13 protein-coding genes and 1 pseudogene are annotated in these 15279 nt (G+C 45.1%); 2 read left to right on the forward strand and 12 right to left on the reverse strand.

Annotation, left to right across the window (positions count from 1 at the left end):
- The 6 genes and pseudogenes from BUC22_RS15910 to BUC22_RS15935 form a co-directional block, all read right to left on the reverse strand.
- A pseudogene (locus tag BUC22_RS15910) lies at window positions 1–446 on the reverse strand (nucleotide sugar dehydrogenase); the annotation flags it as partial.
- Window positions 446–1555, reverse strand: coding sequence for a glycosyltransferase family 4 protein (locus tag BUC22_RS15915; RefSeq protein WP_013381001.1), 1110 nt, complete (start codon window positions 1553–1555; stop codon window positions 446–448). The pseudogene BUC22_RS15910 and the gene BUC22_RS15915, both read right to left, overlap by 1 nt.
- Window positions 1555–2175: a sugar transferase gene (locus BUC22_RS15920; RefSeq protein WP_013381002.1), complete on the reverse strand. Its 621-nt coding sequence runs from the start codon at window positions 2173–2175 to the stop codon at window positions 1555–1557. Before BUC22_RS15920 ends, BUC22_RS15915 begins: the two co-directional genes overlap by 1 nt.
- Before the next feature lie 374 nt (window positions 2176–2549).
- Window positions 2550–3890 carry a zinc ribbon domain-containing protein gene (locus BUC22_RS15925; protein WP_073383254.1) on the reverse strand — a complete coding sequence of 447 codons (1341 nt, stop codon included), beginning with the start codon at window positions 3888–3890 and terminating at the stop codon, window positions 2550–2552.
- A 485-nt stretch (window positions 3891–4375) separates the two neighbouring features.
- Entirely contained in the window at window positions 4376–4594 is a 219-nt protein-coding gene (locus tag BUC22_RS15930; RefSeq protein ID WP_013381005.1) for a YdbC family protein, read from the reverse strand.
- 39 nt (window positions 4595–4633) lie between these two features.
- The gene (locus tag BUC22_RS15935; protein WP_013381006.1) at window positions 4634–4885 is read right to left on the reverse strand and encodes a glutaredoxin domain-containing protein; all 252 of its coding nucleotides are present in this window, start codon (window positions 4883–4885) and stop codon (window positions 4634–4636) included.
- A 197-nt stretch (window positions 4886–5082) separates the two neighbouring features.
- Here BUC22_RS15935 and upp point away from each other — a divergent pair, with 197 nt between their 5' ends.
- Together upp and BUC22_RS15945 are read left to right on the forward strand one after the other, a co-directional pair.
- On the forward strand, window positions 5083–5712 hold the full coding sequence (gene upp, locus BUC22_RS15940; protein WP_013381008.1) for a uracil phosphoribosyltransferase: 630 nt from the start codon (window positions 5083–5085) through the stop codon (window positions 5710–5712).
- A gap of 18 nt (window positions 5713–5730) precedes the next feature.
- A complete protein-coding gene (locus BUC22_RS15945) occupies window positions 5731–7077 on the forward strand; it encodes an APC family permease (RefSeq protein ID WP_013381009.1) in 1347 nt (448 codons plus the stop codon).
- Between the two features lie 15 nt (window positions 7078–7092).
- Here the strand turns inward: BUC22_RS15945 and BUC22_RS15950 are convergent, their stop codons facing one another.
- From BUC22_RS15950 to BUC22_RS15975, 6 genes are all read right to left on the reverse strand, one after another.
- Entirely contained in the window at window positions 7093–7524 is a 432-nt protein-coding gene (locus BUC22_RS15950; protein WP_013381010.1) for a hypothetical protein, read from the reverse strand.
- A gap of 212 nt (window positions 7525–7736) precedes the next feature.
- Window positions 7737–9317 carry a BCCT family transporter gene (locus BUC22_RS15955; protein WP_013381011.1) on the reverse strand — a complete coding sequence of 527 codons (1581 nt, stop codon included), beginning with the start codon at window positions 9315–9317 and terminating at the stop codon, window positions 7737–7739.
- Window positions 9318–9371: 54 nt separating this feature from the next.
- Entirely contained in the window at window positions 9372–10805 is a 1434-nt protein-coding gene (locus tag BUC22_RS15960) for a trimethylamine methyltransferase family protein (protein ID WP_013381012.1), read from the reverse strand.
- Window positions 10806–10827: 22 nt separating this feature from the next.
- The gene (locus BUC22_RS15965; RefSeq protein ID WP_013381013.1) at window positions 10828–12267 is read right to left on the reverse strand and encodes a trimethylamine methyltransferase family protein; all 1440 of its coding nucleotides are present in this window, start codon (window positions 12265–12267) and stop codon (window positions 10828–10830) included.
- Between the two features lie 23 nt (window positions 12268–12290).
- A complete protein-coding gene (locus BUC22_RS15970; RefSeq protein WP_013381014.1) occupies window positions 12291–13742 on the reverse strand; it encodes a sigma-54 interaction domain-containing protein in 1452 nt (483 codons plus the stop codon).
- Window positions 13743–13834: 92 nt separating this feature from the next.
- Window positions 13835–15277, reverse strand: coding sequence for a trimethylamine methyltransferase family protein (locus BUC22_RS15975; RefSeq protein WP_013381015.1), 1443 nt, complete (start codon window positions 15275–15277; stop codon window positions 13835–13837).
- Between the last annotated feature and the right edge of the window lie 2 nt (window positions 15278–15279).

Below are 15279 nucleotides of genomic sequence, written 5' to 3' on the forward strand. Positions count from 1 at the left end.
TTACCGCATTTTAAGCCGGATGCTTTTTCTAAGATGGGGATGCAGACTTCTTCGGTAACGCCGGGATAAACAGTGCTTTCATAGACCACGATGGAACCTTTGGTCAGGTTTCTCCCCAGGGTGTGGCTGGCGCCTTCCACGGGGGTCAGATCTGGTGTTTTATCCTCGCTCACCGGGGTTGGAACGGCCACAATGTGAAACCTGGCTTCTCGAAGTTTTGTCTCGTCGTTTGTAAAATCCACGGTACAGCTTTTAATGGCTTCATCCCCTACCTCTTTGGTGGGGTCAATGCCTTTTTGATAAAGCCGGACTTTTTCAGCGTTAACGTCAAAGCCGATGACGTCGACTTTCTTTGAGAAGGCGACCGCAATGGGCATGCCCACGTAGCCGAGTCCGATGAGGGATAGTTTTTCTTGTCTGCTTTTAAGTGCTTGATATAGATCCATTAAATCATCTCCATTATTTCCATAATACTTTTATTAACTTTTTTTACATCGTATTTTTGCTCTACATATTTTAAGCTTTCTTTCCCCATGGCTTTTGCTAATTCTGGATTTTCCACAAAAAATGACATTTTTTCTATTAGAATTAGGATGTTTTTAACAGGAACCAAAAAACCATTTTTGTTATCTATTACAGTTTCTCGACACCCTGGTGCATCACTCGTAATTATTGCACGTCCCATTGCCATTGCCTCAAGGACTGCTTTAGGGGTACCTTCATGATATGATGGTAAAACAAAGACAGAACATCTTTTTATATACGGTCTTACGTCTGTTTGTTCTCCATAATACTCAACAATACCGTTTTGTGTATAATTGTTGAGCTCGCTCTTTTGTAAAGCTGAAGGATTTGTGTCAAAGGGTCCCACCAGCATACAACGTACTTCAGGATATTTTTGTTTAATACTCTTACATGCTTCTAAATATTCTAAAATTCCTTTATCTTTTATTAAACGGCCAATATATAAAAATACAGTTTTAATTGGTAAATTTACTTCATGGAAATGATCTAAATTTACCCCCGAACCATTAATGACTGCCGTTTTTTCTCTCTTAACAATTTTCTTCTCAAAAAAATAATTTCTATCATCTTTATTTTGAAATAAGACTTTCTTACTGGCATTGCAAGCGCTTCTATACTGACAGATTAATATTTTACGTATAATAGAATTTATTACACCATTTCCTTTAAATATAGATCCTAAACCAGCAATCAATATATATATTTGTTTAATATTATTCTGTTTTGCTGCTAATGTTCCATATACAATAGTCTTCGCTTGGTATAAAAAAATTTTATCGGGACGTATTTTTTTTATTGTTTTTTTTATTGCTCTATATGTTTTAAAATCTTTATAAGGATTTAATCCATTTCTTTCTACGGGAACTGAACAATATTCAATTCCGTATTCAGAAAATTTAGCAACCCAATCCTGTTCACAATCTGGTCCAATAGCAACAACTGAATATCCATTTGATACAAACTCTCGCATCATATCCATTCGAAACCAAAAAAGTGATGATGTATGGCTAGATAAAACAACAACTTTCATTATTTATGATCCTCCTCAATGCCCATGGCGCCAGTGCCGCCTTCCTGCACGCCTTCGTTTTTTAAGACGGAGGTGATGGTTTTAAAGAACATTTTACAGTCAAAGGGAAAGCTGATGTTTTTTACATACTGTCCATCCAGCTTGGCTTTGATTGGGATTTTCAGCTCATCCCGGCCGCTGATCTGTGCAAGACCGGTGAGACCAGGCCGCACGTCATTGGCACCGTACTGGTCCCGCTCGGCAATCAAATCTTCCTGATTCCAAAGCGCCGGGCGTGGACCGATGATACTCATCTCGCCTTTGATGATGTTAAAAATCTGTGGCAGCTCATCCAGGCTGGTCTTTCTTAAAAATTTGCCGACCTTTGTGATGTACTGATCGGGGTTTTTGAGCATGTGGGTGGGGGTATCCTTTGGGGTGTCAATGGACATAGTCCGAAACTTATAAATATTAAAAAGCTGTTTGTGGATTCCCACGCGCCTTTGTTTAAAAAGGATCGGGCCTTTGGAATCGGCCTTGATAGCGATGATGAGGACACCATACACAGGTGAAAGGATGACCAGTCCAACGGTGGACAGTGAAAAATCCAGTATGCGCTTAATATATTTTTGATAGATCATCTTACACTCCTACTTCAAAGCTGTATTCTGGTTCTTCTTCCTCTGTGATTTCTTCTGGTTTTTTCAGCTTTTCTTCTTGTTCCATATTGCATCCTCTTTTCGGAACGCTGAGGGCAGCGTTCCCTATATTACATCATTATCTATAATTTAAAACTCGTAGCACTCACGATCATCACCTGATCCTTTAGTCTTTACTTTCATCGCATTGTACTTGGTTTCTTACCTAATATGTAGAAACCAAATACAATGCGACGCGAAATAAAAACAGGTGATGCTAAACCCGTACTTTTGGCCCTATAGGCGAAAAGCACACCTGAGGATTTCTCCACAGGGTTTAAAGATTAAATTTACAATTTACTTTCTTATTCTCCTTATCAGGCAGCCCCTGCATAAAACCGCTCATAAAATCCTTTCCCCAAATTCCTCGCGCTGTTCAGCGCTGAACTCCCCCGGTGCCCTTCTTTACACATGAAGTTCTTTCCACCGTAAAAGTTTGGGCTGGGATTCTGATACTCGGTGTTATGCTTGGCGATGGGGGCACCGCAGTGGTAGCATCGGGTGCTGGCGTAGTAGGGCTTGCTGGTCATGGCGACCAGGCCTTTCTGCCAGGCTTTGTACTGGACGTATCGGGCGATGCGCCTTCCGATAAAGTCATAAGGGGTTTTGCCCAGGTAGGGCTTTTTCGCCTGGTCGAAGCTTTCTTTGAGCTCGGGCAGGACGATGAGTTTGGCGCCCTGCTTAATGGCGTAATCGACGATTTTACGGCTTACCTCATGGGCGTAGTGGTCGGTGACGCGGGTTATTTTTTCATAATATTTCGCATTTGGACGATGCTCTTGCGGAACAATACCCGCTTCGGCTTGTCCATAAGACGACAAGCCTCGGGGGCAGACCCCGAGGGCGTCGTTCCCTACGGTTTGACCATAAGATGATTCATTTTTTGCAGCACCGCGTTTGGTATACCCTAAAAGCAGCTTCCTACGGTGGGCCAGTTCTTTCCCGCCCTTGATGAAATATGGGGCGGCGGCGCGACCGTCTGCTTCGATGGTGGTACAAACTGCAAGGCTGTCGGAACCAGTTAAGGCCACGGCGACAAACTTTTCGTTTTGCTGTACACGTTCCTTGGCGGTCCGGCTGTCTTCCACGATCTCCTTGACGGGGATGTGGAGCATGACTTTTTTCTTTTTGACGACAATGGTCGGGCTCATGAGCTCGGCGTTTTCTGGAAAGGGCCTGCCGGTATAACGGTGCTTGACCCAGGCCCAGGTCTTGCCGGTGTAGAGCTTAAGCAGTATACTTTTCTCGTCAAAGTCTTTGTACATGCCTTTGTAGTAGAGCATGGACATATGTAGACGCTTTGGCGGGCTGGGCTTTCCGCTTTTTATCGTGCCTTCCTGCCACGCCTTGAGCTTTCCCACATAGCTTCTATACATGCTGATGGCCGCGTTGATGGCGGCGCGTCTAAAGTACAGGGGGATTTTCTCAAAGGGCAGGGGCGTTTCGGGCGGGGTGCCGTCTCGCTGTTTTATGGTCTGCAGCTCTAAATGGCGCAGTAAATTCTGGTTGGTGAGGCTGAGTGCTTCGGGCTGCTTTTCGAGCAACTCATAGTAGAATGCCAGGACAGAGTCAAAGAGAGACTGGGTTTGCTTAAACCAGTTTAAATGCTTGTAATTCAGCTGTATTTTGTACGTTGTGATGGCGTATCCCGCACTCATAACTGACCTCACTTTTATTCGTGGACTGTTGGTAGTCTGCGAGTACAATACCGGAAAGATCGCAAGCGTGTACGTTATGAGAAATCCTGACCAGATCATTGACCAGATTGTAAAAATAACTTTTGTAAATTAAAATTCGTGTAATGCAGATTTTACCTTATTATATATAGAAGAAAACTGACCAGATTTTGACCAGTCTGTAAAAAAGTGAAAAATTAAGCAAATCAGGATTTATCGTTAAAATAAAAACATAAAAGTGATTTTAAAGAAAATTATTTAAAAAATTCAAAAAAGGGGTGCATTTTTCATGAGGGAATGTTATAATAAATCACGCAGTTGAAAAACAAATCATTTTCTTAAATGAAAAATCAAAAAAAGTTCGCAGACTACCAACAGTCTGCGAACTTTTTCTACTTAAAAGCAACGTAAAAAACGGACCCTCTCGAGTCCGTTTTTTCTCTTTTTTATTCGTTTTTCTAATAAAATTAAAGCTCTAATTCATTCAAAATGCTGCGCAGCTCTACCAGCTCATCGATGGTCAGGGTTACGCCCTTGCGCATTTTTTCATGGTTAGCGTCCCATTCACGAATATCGTATTTGGGTTCGCGGTCATTCCAGCTGACCAGGTTTAATTCCTTCTGCCAGCCGTTTGCTCCTTCGGATAATACTCCAACTTCTTCTACTACTTTAAACGAAAATGCCATACTTCCTCTTCTTCCTTTTAATTATTTATCTTATCCCGCTTATGCGAGCATTTTATCAAAGTCTCCCTGATTATCAAGCTCGGCCAGCTCGGTATAGCCGCCGATAAACTTTTCATCGACAAAAATAAAGGGAACCGTGTGCTGTCCGGTCTTTTCGGCCAGTACCTGTTTCATTTCATTATTGCCATAAATGTCAACATCTTTGTAAGTCAGGCCCTTTTGGTCTAACAAACGCTTTGCGTTATTGCAAAATGGGCAGTGGGGCCAGGTATATAATCTTATTTCTTTCATAATCAAACTTCCTTCCGTTTCTTATGTTTATATCCTGATTGGCTATTTTTATTCAAGCTTTGATAATATCGGTCCTTTTCTTTACCATTTTACCTTATTCTGGCAGAGTGTCAAGAATTAAAAGTAAAAAACAATGGCCTTTCAGCTTTTTTTAATGTATTATAGTGTTTAGTAAACAAGACAAAGGAGCTTTTTTTATGAATGAAGTAACTACCATTGACCATCCTCTGGTCACCCATAAGCTAACCTTACTGCGTATGAAGGATACACCGTCTAAGGATTTCAGAGAGCTGGTCAAGGAACTGGCCACGCTCATGGCCTATGAAGTCACCAGGCGCTTTCCTCTTAAAGATATTGAGATTGAAACCCCGATCTGTAAAACCACCAAGCAGGTGCTGGCAGACAAGGATGTGGTTATCGTGCCGATTCTGCGCGCTGGTCTGGGCATGGTCGAGGGCTTTACCCATGTTATCCCTAATGCCAAAATCGGACACATCGGCTTATTCCGCGATCCTGAAACGCTGGAAGCTGTGGAGTATTACCGCAAGCTGCCCACGGATATCGCTGAGCGTGAGGCCATCATCACCGATCCCATGCTGGCCACTGGCGTCTCCTCTGTCCACACCATTGACATCTTGAAGGACGCGGGTTGCAAAAATATTAAGTTGGTTGTTATTTTAGCTTCTCCAGAGGGTATAAAGGCTGTACAAGCAAAACACCCCGAGGTACCTATTTACTGTGCTTGTATCGACGAAGGGCTGAACGATCATTCCTATATTGTTCCAGGCCTTGGCGATGCGGGAGACCGCCTCTTCGGGACTAAATAGGACAGGAGGTCTGTTACCATGACAACAGACACAATCAAAAAACGTTATGGACTGTTTACAGCCATTGCCATGATTATCGGAATCGTCATCGGTTCCGGTATTTTTTTTAAAAGCGATAATATTTTAATTGCCACCGGCGGCAATGTCATTCTGGGTGTAATCATCTTCTGCTTTGCGGCCGTCAGCATTATTTTTGGAAGCCTGACGGTGGCGGAGCTGGCCTCCCGGACCGACGAGCCCGGCGGGGTACTCACTTATGCCCGGGTTTTTATCAACCCCATGGCGGGCTCGGCCTACGGCTGGTTTCAAACCTTTGTCTATCTGCCCACCATCACCGTTGTGCTGTCCTGGGTTTCGGGCATTTACTTTTGTATTTTCTTTAACATCAATGCCTCTCTGGAGCTTCAGTGTCTCGTGGGTTTTGGCCTGCTGACAGGTTTGTACCTCATGAATATGCTCTCGGCCAGGCTTGCCGGGCTTTTTCAGAACGCTGCGACGGTTATCAAGCTGATTCCACTTCTGATCATTGCGGCAGCGGGCCTGCTCCACGGGAATACGGAAACCGCCGGGGCCGCCATGCCGGCCCCGGCCACAGGGATGCTTCACGTTTCCTGGATTATGGCGATCCCCTCGGTGGCCTTCTCCTTTGACGGATGGATCATCTCCACCTCGGTGGCTCATGAGATCAAAAACAGCCGGCGAAACCTGCCCATTGCGTTGGTCATCAGCCCCTTGTTTATTCTGCTCATGTACATCCTCTACTTTGTAGGTGTCACCAACCTGCTGGGCGCCCCGGCCATTATGCAGCTGGGCGACGCCCACCTGGACCAGGCGGCGGCCATGGTTTTTGGCCCCTTTGGCGCTAAGCTTATCGGCTTCTTTGTTTTAATCTCTGTGCTTGGCGGTCTGAACGGTCTGGTCATGGGGATTTCGCAGATGCCCTACTCCCTGGCGCTTCAGAAAATGATCCCAGGCGCGGATAAGCTCAAGGTTCTCACACCAAAGTCGGATTTTCCGCTCAACTCGACCATTGCATCCTACCTGATTGTTACCTGCTGGTTTGTCGTCCATTATTTCACACAGCGCTTTGGACTGCTGACCAACTCCGATGTGTCAGAAATCGCCATTGTGGTCTCTTACCTGCTCTACCTTCCTTTATACTACCAGGTCTTTAAACTTGGGAGAAAACAGCAGATTGGGGCTTTTAGAGGCATTCTGTGTCCGGTTCTGGCAGCGGTCGGCTCGCTGGTCATCTTTTCTGGCGGTCTGCAAAGCCCGCTGTTTATTCTCTACATTGCTATCTGCCTTGTTTTTCTGGCTGCCGGCATGGTTTATTACCAAAAAATAACAAAAGCGCAGGTCTGATGCCTGCGCTTTTTCTTATTCTTCTTTTGAATCGTCTTTATCCTTGGTTTCTTCTTCCTCGATTATTTCCGCGTCAGAAACGGCTTCTTCATCTGTATCTTTGGCTGCTTCCCCGTTTTCTTCCTTTGTTTCTTCTTTGGCTTCTTCTTTGGCTTCTTCTTTGGCTTTCATTTCTTCTTCTCTGGCCTCAAGCTCTGCAATCTTTTCTTCTTTTTCTAAAATTTTGCGGCACAGCACATCACAAGGATCGTCACTGTTTTCAGCCAGATTTTCTTTTCGGGCTTCATAAACCGTTTTACCCAGCTCGGCAAAAAGCGCCTCCAGCTCGTGCTTTTCGGACACAATGGTGGTTTTTACCTTTGCGGCTTCTGCCAGGTCGCCAAGCATATCGGCTGTTGCGGCGGCCACGTCATTCAGGGTTTTTCCCAAATCATCAAAAATTGTCATTCTTTTTCTCCTTATATGTTAGTTTTAAAAAATCAAGGGTATATATCTTTCTGGCAGGGAAACCACACCGGTCTCCTTTTATATAAATTAATTTTTTACTCCTCTCAAATCCCCGGCCAGCGCCAAAGTGGCCGGGGGTCTCCTTTTTTTGATGATTCTATTTTAGCATGAAAGCTTTAAAGAAAGATTTATCTTTTCCACAAAATCCGGTATTACGGATTATCTTTTTTATAAATATCCAGATCTCCCCGGCTGTAGTCATCATATTGACGCAGGTGCTTCATAGCGCGGTAATAAGAAGCCATCATCAATACCATTAAAAGCGCAATGGGCAGGCCGCATACAATGGAAGCCGTCTGCAGAGCCTCTGTTCCGCCCACACTCAGCAAAACAGCGACGGTTACCGCCATTATGCTCCCCCAGAATATACTGATGCTCCTGGGCGGTGTCGCCTCTCCTGTTACATCTTTAAACTGTTTCATAGACATGGCGGATATGGACATGGTCATCGACTCGGCCAACGTGACAAAAGACAATACCACGATAACAAGGGCTGCCACGTTCATGACGGTACTCCACGGCAGCTGTTTAAAGAAAGCGTACAGGGCCATGTCTGATCCGGTTTGCTCAATGAGCTCACCGATGTTGGCGCCGTAAAATTTTTCAAGAAGAATGCTTCCTCCGCCAAAAATACCAAACCAGGCAAAGGAAAACACTACTGGCGCGATGAGATTTATGACCACAAATTCCCGTATGGTGCGCCCATAGGCCAGCTTTACTAAAAACAGGCCGATCAGCGGCGCAAAGACCATCCACCAGGTGTTAAAGAATACATTATTAGCTCCGATCCACCCTGTTTTCTCAATGGGGTCAAGAAACAGGGACAGGTTGATAAAATCATTAAAATACTGCCCCACAGCCGTAATGGTCAATTCCGTTACACCTACAGGGTCTACTGCAATAAAGGCAAACACCAAAACGAAAAAGTATAGCACGGTATTCAGGTTGCTGATGTATGTAATCCCCCGGTGCAGCCCCGAGATGCTGGACAGCGTATAAAACAGGGTGATCACTGCTATGATCACAACCCAGCTGTACAAATTGCTTGTAAATCCCATAATAATATCGAATCCCCGGGCGATCTGCAGTGTGGCGAATCCGAGTGAAGTCGCGATTCCTGCAATGATCGCGAAAATAACCAGTGCATCGACGGCATTTCCGGCTGCGCCATAGATTTTATCCCCCGCCAGAGGGTACAGCGCCGTACAAACCCGATAATCTTTTTTGCTGTTATAGATTAAGAATACAACGCTCAGGCCTGCCGCTGTATAAATTGAGTAGGGATGGATACACCAGTGCAGAAAGGTATATTTCAAGGCGCCGAAAACAGCGGCGCTGGATAAAGGCGCAGCGTTTAAAAATGGCGGAGGATTATATATAAACTGTATCGGCTCATAGACACCGTAGTAATTAATCCCCACTGCTATTCCTGAGGTCAAGGCGATTGCAAACCAGACAAATTTATTTATCCTGGGCACTGCCTCCGGGCCTCCCAGCCGGATTTTTCCATATTTGCTAAAACCAGCCCACAGGCAAAATATAATGGCCGAAAACGCAACAAGCGTGATAAACCATGTGAAATATTTCAATACAAACGCAAGTGCTGTGTCAGCAGCTCTTGAAAATGCATCTGGCGCAATGCAGGCAAAGGCCACAAAGAAAATAAGGGCGGCTCCGGAAATCAGCAGCACATACCAGTTGACCATTTTCAGTATCTTTCTGTTTTTATACATAGCGATTCCTCTCCTTTTAAAAAAGCAGAGACAAGCTGCCTCTGCTTTTTAAACTTATATCCCCAGCCTGTAGCATTCCGGAATATACGGTTCAATGACGGATAAACGGTCCTTTGAAATTTCCGGAGGCCGATAGCTCTCCAACCGCTTTTTTACAGCTGGCTCCATCGATTCCTTTAAAGATTTTGAGCCGCTGTTTTGCCATTGGTTTGGGTCTTCCTTGTTCATGTATTGCGACTGGTAGAATTCTTCCCGGTACATTTTGGGCGTCCTTCCCTTTAAGAACGTTCCCCTCGCACCTGTCGCCTTGATTTCCTCAAAACAGAAGCGGTCTTCTGAACAGTTTACTCCCCTCAGCAGATGTGTGGTCATTTGTATGATCTCTTCATCCATCAGAAACTTTTCAAAATTTATGACATTGAAGGTTCCCAGTGTCCCGCAGGCATGCTCGATAAAATTAGACCCACAGTCCAGACTTGCGTAAAGCATCATCATGCTCTCAATGCCTGACTGGGCATCAAAATCTTTTGCGTCACTGAGCCCGCCGCCTGTCCTGAAGGGTAAGTGATAATAATCCGCAAGCCCTGCCGTTACATAGCAGACCAGCGCCGTCTCGGGCGACCCAATGCTCAGCTGAATGGTGTGCATATTCGTTGATGCTGAGGTATTACCATAGATTACCGGTATACCTGGTCTCAAAAGCTGGGCCAGCATAATCCCGGCCAGCTGCTCGGCGTTTGTCATGGCCATCATCGAGGCAACAGACGGCGGCGCTGTCATCAGCGGCATAGCGCAGGGCACAATCCACAGGGGCTGGTTCGCTTCACAGGTCGCAAACAATTTCTCGATGGGCGCATTATCGAAGGTAAGCGGGGACAGGGAGTTCAGCATTGGCAGAATATGGTATTTGTCATTGCCCTCAAAACGGTTGACAATCTGTATGGTTTCTTTAAACAATGCCCTTAAGTGGCTCTCTTTTCCGGAAGCCAATGTGTTGGGATAAAGCGTCACCGTCGGCTTATTGGCATATTTCATTTGAAGCGCCATATTGGCAAAAGTTTTTTGTTCGGGTGTAAAATTTGGGGTTTTTGTCAAAAGGTTAATATGCGACCCTGTGATCACCGGGCTGGTATCCGCCAGCTTAAACTGGTCAAATATATCCGCATTATCCATTTTTCTTATTTCTTTGCCTGTCTGAATATAAATGTTGCTCCCAAGCGGCCTGAAAACAGTATTATCTCCCCCTATTACCAAATCGCCCTTAAAGGAAGAAAGAATGAACTGAGACGGGATATTCTGCAGGGCCTCCATCAATGTTTTTTCATCTATAAATACCGTGTCATTTTCCACCCGGACGCCGTGAGCTTTAAATACCTCCAGCGCTTCCTGGTTTTCAAACTTTACCCCAACCTCGCTGAGAATGCGCAATGTCTGCTCATGGATTTTTTCAATCCCTTGTTTTGAGATGTATTTTTCATAGGATTTCATCGCTGTTCCCTTACATCCCGCCTTAAATTATTTCCTTATACGCATCGGGCAGATAAGGCTGAAGCAGATCGTTCTGCTCTTTTGTAATTTCCGGCACTGTGTAAGATGCCAGGCGCTTTTCAACGTCCTGCTGAGCGACATCCGCCACGCTGATACTTCCCTTATTCTGCCATTGGTTCGGGTCATCCTTATTAAAATATCGGGCGAGATAAACCTCTTCACGGTACATCTTGGGGGTACGGCCTGTCAGGAAGGCGCCCCTCGGGCCAACCTTTTTAAGAGTATCCATGCAGAATTTTTCATCACTGCAATCAATTCCCGCAAATAACCGCTGATTCATTCTCTGAATTTCTTCATCGATCAGGAACTTACGAAAGTCGGTTACATTAAATGACCCCATGCAGCCGCAGGCATGTAAAACAATATCGGCGTTGACGTCCTGTGTCGCAGTAATCATCATCATGGATTCAGCCCCTGCCTGAATATCTGCATCTTTCGCATCGCTGAGCGAGCCGCCGGTTCTGAAGGGCAGTCCATAGTAGTCTGCCAAACCGGCGGTCGCGTAAACGACCAATGCGCATTCGGGCGCTCCGATTGCAAGCTGGACGGTCCGCATATCTGTCGCGCCCGAGGTGTTTCCGTAAACAACCGGCACATTCGGATTTAATAATTTCGCCAGTACATAACCACCCAGCACCTCGGCGTTTGTCATTGCCACCATCGAAGCAATGGAAGGCGGCGCTGTCATGAGCGGCATGGCGCAGGGAGCGAACATGATGCCCTGATTTGCCTCACAGAGGACAAATACCCGTTCTAACGGATCGTGATCCATGGTGAGCGGCGATAAAGTATTTAAAATATAAACATTATGTACCGCGTCGTTTCCTTCAAAATCATTTAAAAGCTGTACGCTTTTTTCAAAGGCTTCTTTGATGGCTTTTTTATCGGACAGCGCAAAGGTGTTAGCGGTTGTCAGAAACAGCGGCTTATGCCCGTACTTTAAGATCAGGGCAATGTTGCTGAATATCTTTTGGTCTAAGGTAAAGCCCTTGGAGTAATCTTGGAAATAATTGATGGTTCCAAAATCAAGGATATCGCTGGTATCCTCGAGCTTAAACTGGTTAAGTGTATCCTCATTGCTCATTTTCCGAATGGCCCCATCCGGATAATGACAATACACATTGCCGCCGATGGCGCCATTATATTGTTTGCCGCTGCCGATTTCCAGATCCCCTTTACAGGATTTTACCGTAAAGGAGCGCTGCGCGTGGCGGAGAGCTTCATTCACCATTTTTTCATCAATAAAAACGGTTTGCCCTTCCACACGGGCCCCATGTCTCCTGAAAACCTCCAGGGCTTTCTCATGCTCAAACCGCATACCGATTTCTGATAAAATTTTTAATGAGTATTCATGAATTTTTTCAATTTCTTCTCTGGATATAAAACGTTCATAGCTTTTCATTTTTCATTCTCCAATCTGGATATCTATCCGGAAATTTTATATTTTCTCATTTTATTTTGTAAATTCTGTCTTGAAATATTCAAAAGCCTTGCCGCCTGAGTCACATTATTTTTATTTTGTTTTAATGCCTTAATAATGGTTTCTTTTTCAAAATTATCGACCATCTCCCTGAGATTTTTGTTGGCGCCTAAGCTCAGCGAAGCCGTCTGTTTTTCTTCGATCGCCTTGTAGCGGTCCAGCAGGTATTCTGGCAGACATGCGCTTTCCAGCGCGTAACAGTCGTTTCCGGCCAAATACAGGCTTTGTGTAATGACATGCCGCAGCTCCCTTGTGTTCCCGGGCCAGTCATGCTTCAGCAGAATTTTTCTGCTTGTTTTTGACAGGCTGTTTACTTTTTTCCCAAGGAAGGCCGCGACCTCAGAAATATAATGGTTTGAAAGAGCGATAATGTCTTCTTTTCGATTTTTCAGTGGCGGCAGCTGAAGATTAAATACGCTGAGCCGGTAATAAAGGTCTGAGCGCAGCCGGTTTTCCTTGATGGCCTCAAGGGGATCCTGGTTAATGGCGGCGATGATACGGACATCCGCAACAATCTCTTTGTTCCCGCCCACTCTTCTAAACCTCTTCTCTTCCAGTACCCTCAGCAATTTGGACTGGATTGTAATGTTCATAGAATTCAGCTCATCCAGAAAAAGCGTGCCGCCTTCAGCCTCCTCAAAAAGCCCCTTCCGCTCCTTCGCACCGGTAAAGGAACCGCTCCTCACGCCAAAAAGTGTGCTCTCCAGAAGATTTTCTGGAATAGCGCTGCAGTTAACAGCCACAAAATGGTTCTTTTTCCGATCACTGATATTATGGATGCTCTGGGCAAAGACCTCTTTTCCCGTTCCCGTAGCCCCGGATATCATAATCGGCACGTCCGTCTTTCCAGCCAACTTTGCCTTTTCAACGCACTGCTTCATTTCATTGCTTTCTCCTATGATATCCTCAAAGGTATACTGTGTGTTATTATTCAGCCTCACAGCGCCCAGCGTCCCGTTGTCATGGTTTTTCTTATTAATTGTATCAATCAGGTTAAAATACTCGGATATCTCCCGGTAGGTGCCCACGCTCATTTCAATATTCCCATTTTCATCAAAAACAGGAAAAGAATTGAAGAGCACTGTGCACTCCTTGCCGTTTTGTGTTTTATAATAGGAAAATGTGTCTTTATAGCAGCGTCCATCCTTCAGGGTATTCAACAGTAAAGACCGGCCCTCATTCTCCAGACTGATGGTCTTATCCGGATCGTTCGGCTTATAGATTTCATTGGGGTTTTTCCCGATCGCGTCCTCTCGTTTCATTTCCTCAATGCGTTCACAGCCTTTTGAATAAGCGATAATCTTTTTGTTTTTATCGACAACCAGCACACAGAAATCCTCTATTTTTTCAAGACATTCCGCCGGCATCAATTTTTGATCTGTTTTCCCATTTTTCATAAAGCACCTCTTGTTTTTTGGTGATGGTATTTTAACCTAAAATACTGGTATGTCAAAATGGTTTTGTTCTTCATTAAGACTCACTATTTTGTCTATATTTTTTCTCTATACTCAACAGGAATATAGGGTGTAAGCAAGTCATTTTGTTCTTTTGTAATATCGGGCGCCTGATAGGAGGCAATGCGCCGCTCAACCTCCTCTCTGCAGATTTCATAAATACCTGGGGCCCCTCTGTTCATCCATTGATTAGGATCTTCTTTATTCAAAAATTGAGGAAGATAGAACTCCTGCCGATACATCTTTGGCGTTCTGCCTTTTAAAAAAGTGCCCCGCGCGCCGGTTTTTTCGATTTCATCAAGGCAGAAATGGCTTTCATCACAGTCAATACCGCTGATAAGACGGTCACACATGGCTGTTATTTCCTCATCAATAATATACTTCTCAAAGCTGATAACATTAAACGAGCCCATAATTCCACAGGCGTGCGCGACCAGATCGGCGCCGCAGTCCAGCGTTGCAAAGGTGAGCATCTCCGACTCGATTCCTGCCTGAATGTCAAAATCCTTGGCGTCACTCAGCGCTCCCCCTGTTCTGAATGGCATATGATACAAATCTGCCAGCCCTGCTGTCGCGTAACAGATCAGCGCAGACTCCGGAGCGCCGATGCTCAGCTGCAGAGTCCTCAGATTTGTACCTGCCGAGGTGTTTCCGTAAACAACCGGCAGACCCGGTCGGCAAAGCTGTGTGAGGACAATCCCTGCCAGGGTCTCAGCATTTGTCATAGCCATCATGCCCGCAATTGACGGAGGCGCTGTCAAAAGCGCCATCCCGCAGGGGCTGATCCACAACGGCTGGTTTTCATCACAATGCGCTAAAATGCGCTCAACGGGGTCATGATCATAGCATAGCGGCGACAGCGTGTTCACCCCGTAAGAAATCACATATTTTTCATCCTCCTCCACGCCTTCAAAACGTTTGACCAGCCGGATTCCCGCCGCGAAGATTTCCCGCACGCTTTCCTTCTCAGATAAGGCAAAGGTTCTTGGCATAAGCGCCACAGGCGCTGTATGACTGTATTTTAAAGCGATCGCAATATTTGAAAATATCTTTTGTTCTTTGCTGAAATGCGCTGTTTCCAGAAAACCGTTTACGTCGTTACTGTTGACAACCCTGCTTGTCTCACCTAATTTAAACTGCCTGATAATATCGTCATTGTGCATTTTGCGAATGCGGCCGTTCTCCGATAAATAGATCGCCCCATCTGCCGGACGCATGATTCTGGATCCGCGCCCTACCTCGTAGCTTCCTTTTAAGGAAAACCGCGTAAAGCTCTCCGGCACTGTAGCCAGCGCGTTTTGGACCATTTTTTCATTCAGATAAACCGTATCATTCTCAACCACAGCGCCATTTCTTTTGAAAATATCGAGGGCTTCCGGATGCTCAAACCGGATTCCTGTATTTTTTAATATGTACAGGCTTTTTTCATGTATCTTTTCAATTTCTTCTTTCTTTATGTACTTTTCATATGCTTTCATCG

The organism is Eubacterium callanderi (assembly GCF_900142645.1).
Taxonomy (GTDB): domain Bacteria; phylum Bacillota; class Clostridia; order Eubacteriales; family Eubacteriaceae; genus Eubacterium; species Eubacterium callanderi.

Bases quoted from the DNA above. Each gene is read 5' to 3' on its own strand.
- upp (WP_013381008.1), top strand. From the start codon at position 5,083: ATGAATGAAGTAACTACCATTGACCATCCTCTGGTCACCCATAAGCTA.
- BUC22_RS15945 (WP_013381009.1), top strand. From the start codon at position 5,731: ATGACAACAGACACAATCAAAAAACGTTATGGACTGTTTACAGCCATT.
- BUC22_RS15925 (WP_073383254.1), bottom strand. From the start codon at position 3,890: ATGAGTGCGGGATACGCCATCACAACGTACAAAATACAGCTGAATTAC.
- BUC22_RS15970 (WP_013381014.1), bottom strand. From the start codon at position 13,742: ATGAAAAATGGGAAAACAGATCAAAAATTGATGCCGGCGGAATGTCTT.
- BUC22_RS15930 (WP_013381005.1), bottom strand. From the start codon at position 4,594: ATGGCATTTTCGTTTAAAGTAGTAGAAGAAGTTGGAGTATTATCCGAA.
- BUC22_RS15920 (WP_013381002.1), bottom strand. From the start codon at position 2,175: ATGATCTATCAAAAATATATTAAGCGCATACTGGATTTTTCACTGTCC.
- BUC22_RS15915 (WP_013381001.1), bottom strand. From the start codon at position 1,555: ATGAAAGTTGTTGTTTTATCTAGCCATACATCATCACTTTTTTGGTTT.
- BUC22_RS15960 (WP_013381012.1), bottom strand. From the start codon at position 10,805: ATGAAATCCTATGAAAAATACATCTCAAAACAAGGGATTGAAAAAATC.
- BUC22_RS15950 (WP_013381010.1), bottom strand. From the start codon at position 7,524: ATGACAATTTTTGATGATTTGGGAAAAACCCTGAATGACGTGGCCGCC.
- BUC22_RS15975 (WP_013381015.1), bottom strand. From the start codon at position 15,277: ATGAAAGCATATGAAAAGTACATAAAGAAAGAAGAAATTGAAAAGATA.
- BUC22_RS15965 (WP_013381013.1), bottom strand. From the start codon at position 12,267: ATGAAAAGCTATGAACGTTTTATATCCAGAGAAGAAATTGAAAAAATT.
- BUC22_RS15935 (WP_013381006.1), bottom strand. From the start codon at position 4,885: ATGAAAGAAATAAGATTATATACCTGGCCCCACTGCCCATTTTGCAAT.
- BUC22_RS15955 (WP_013381011.1), bottom strand. From the start codon at position 9,317: ATGTATAAAAACAGAAAGATACTGAAAATGGTCAACTGGTATGTGCTG.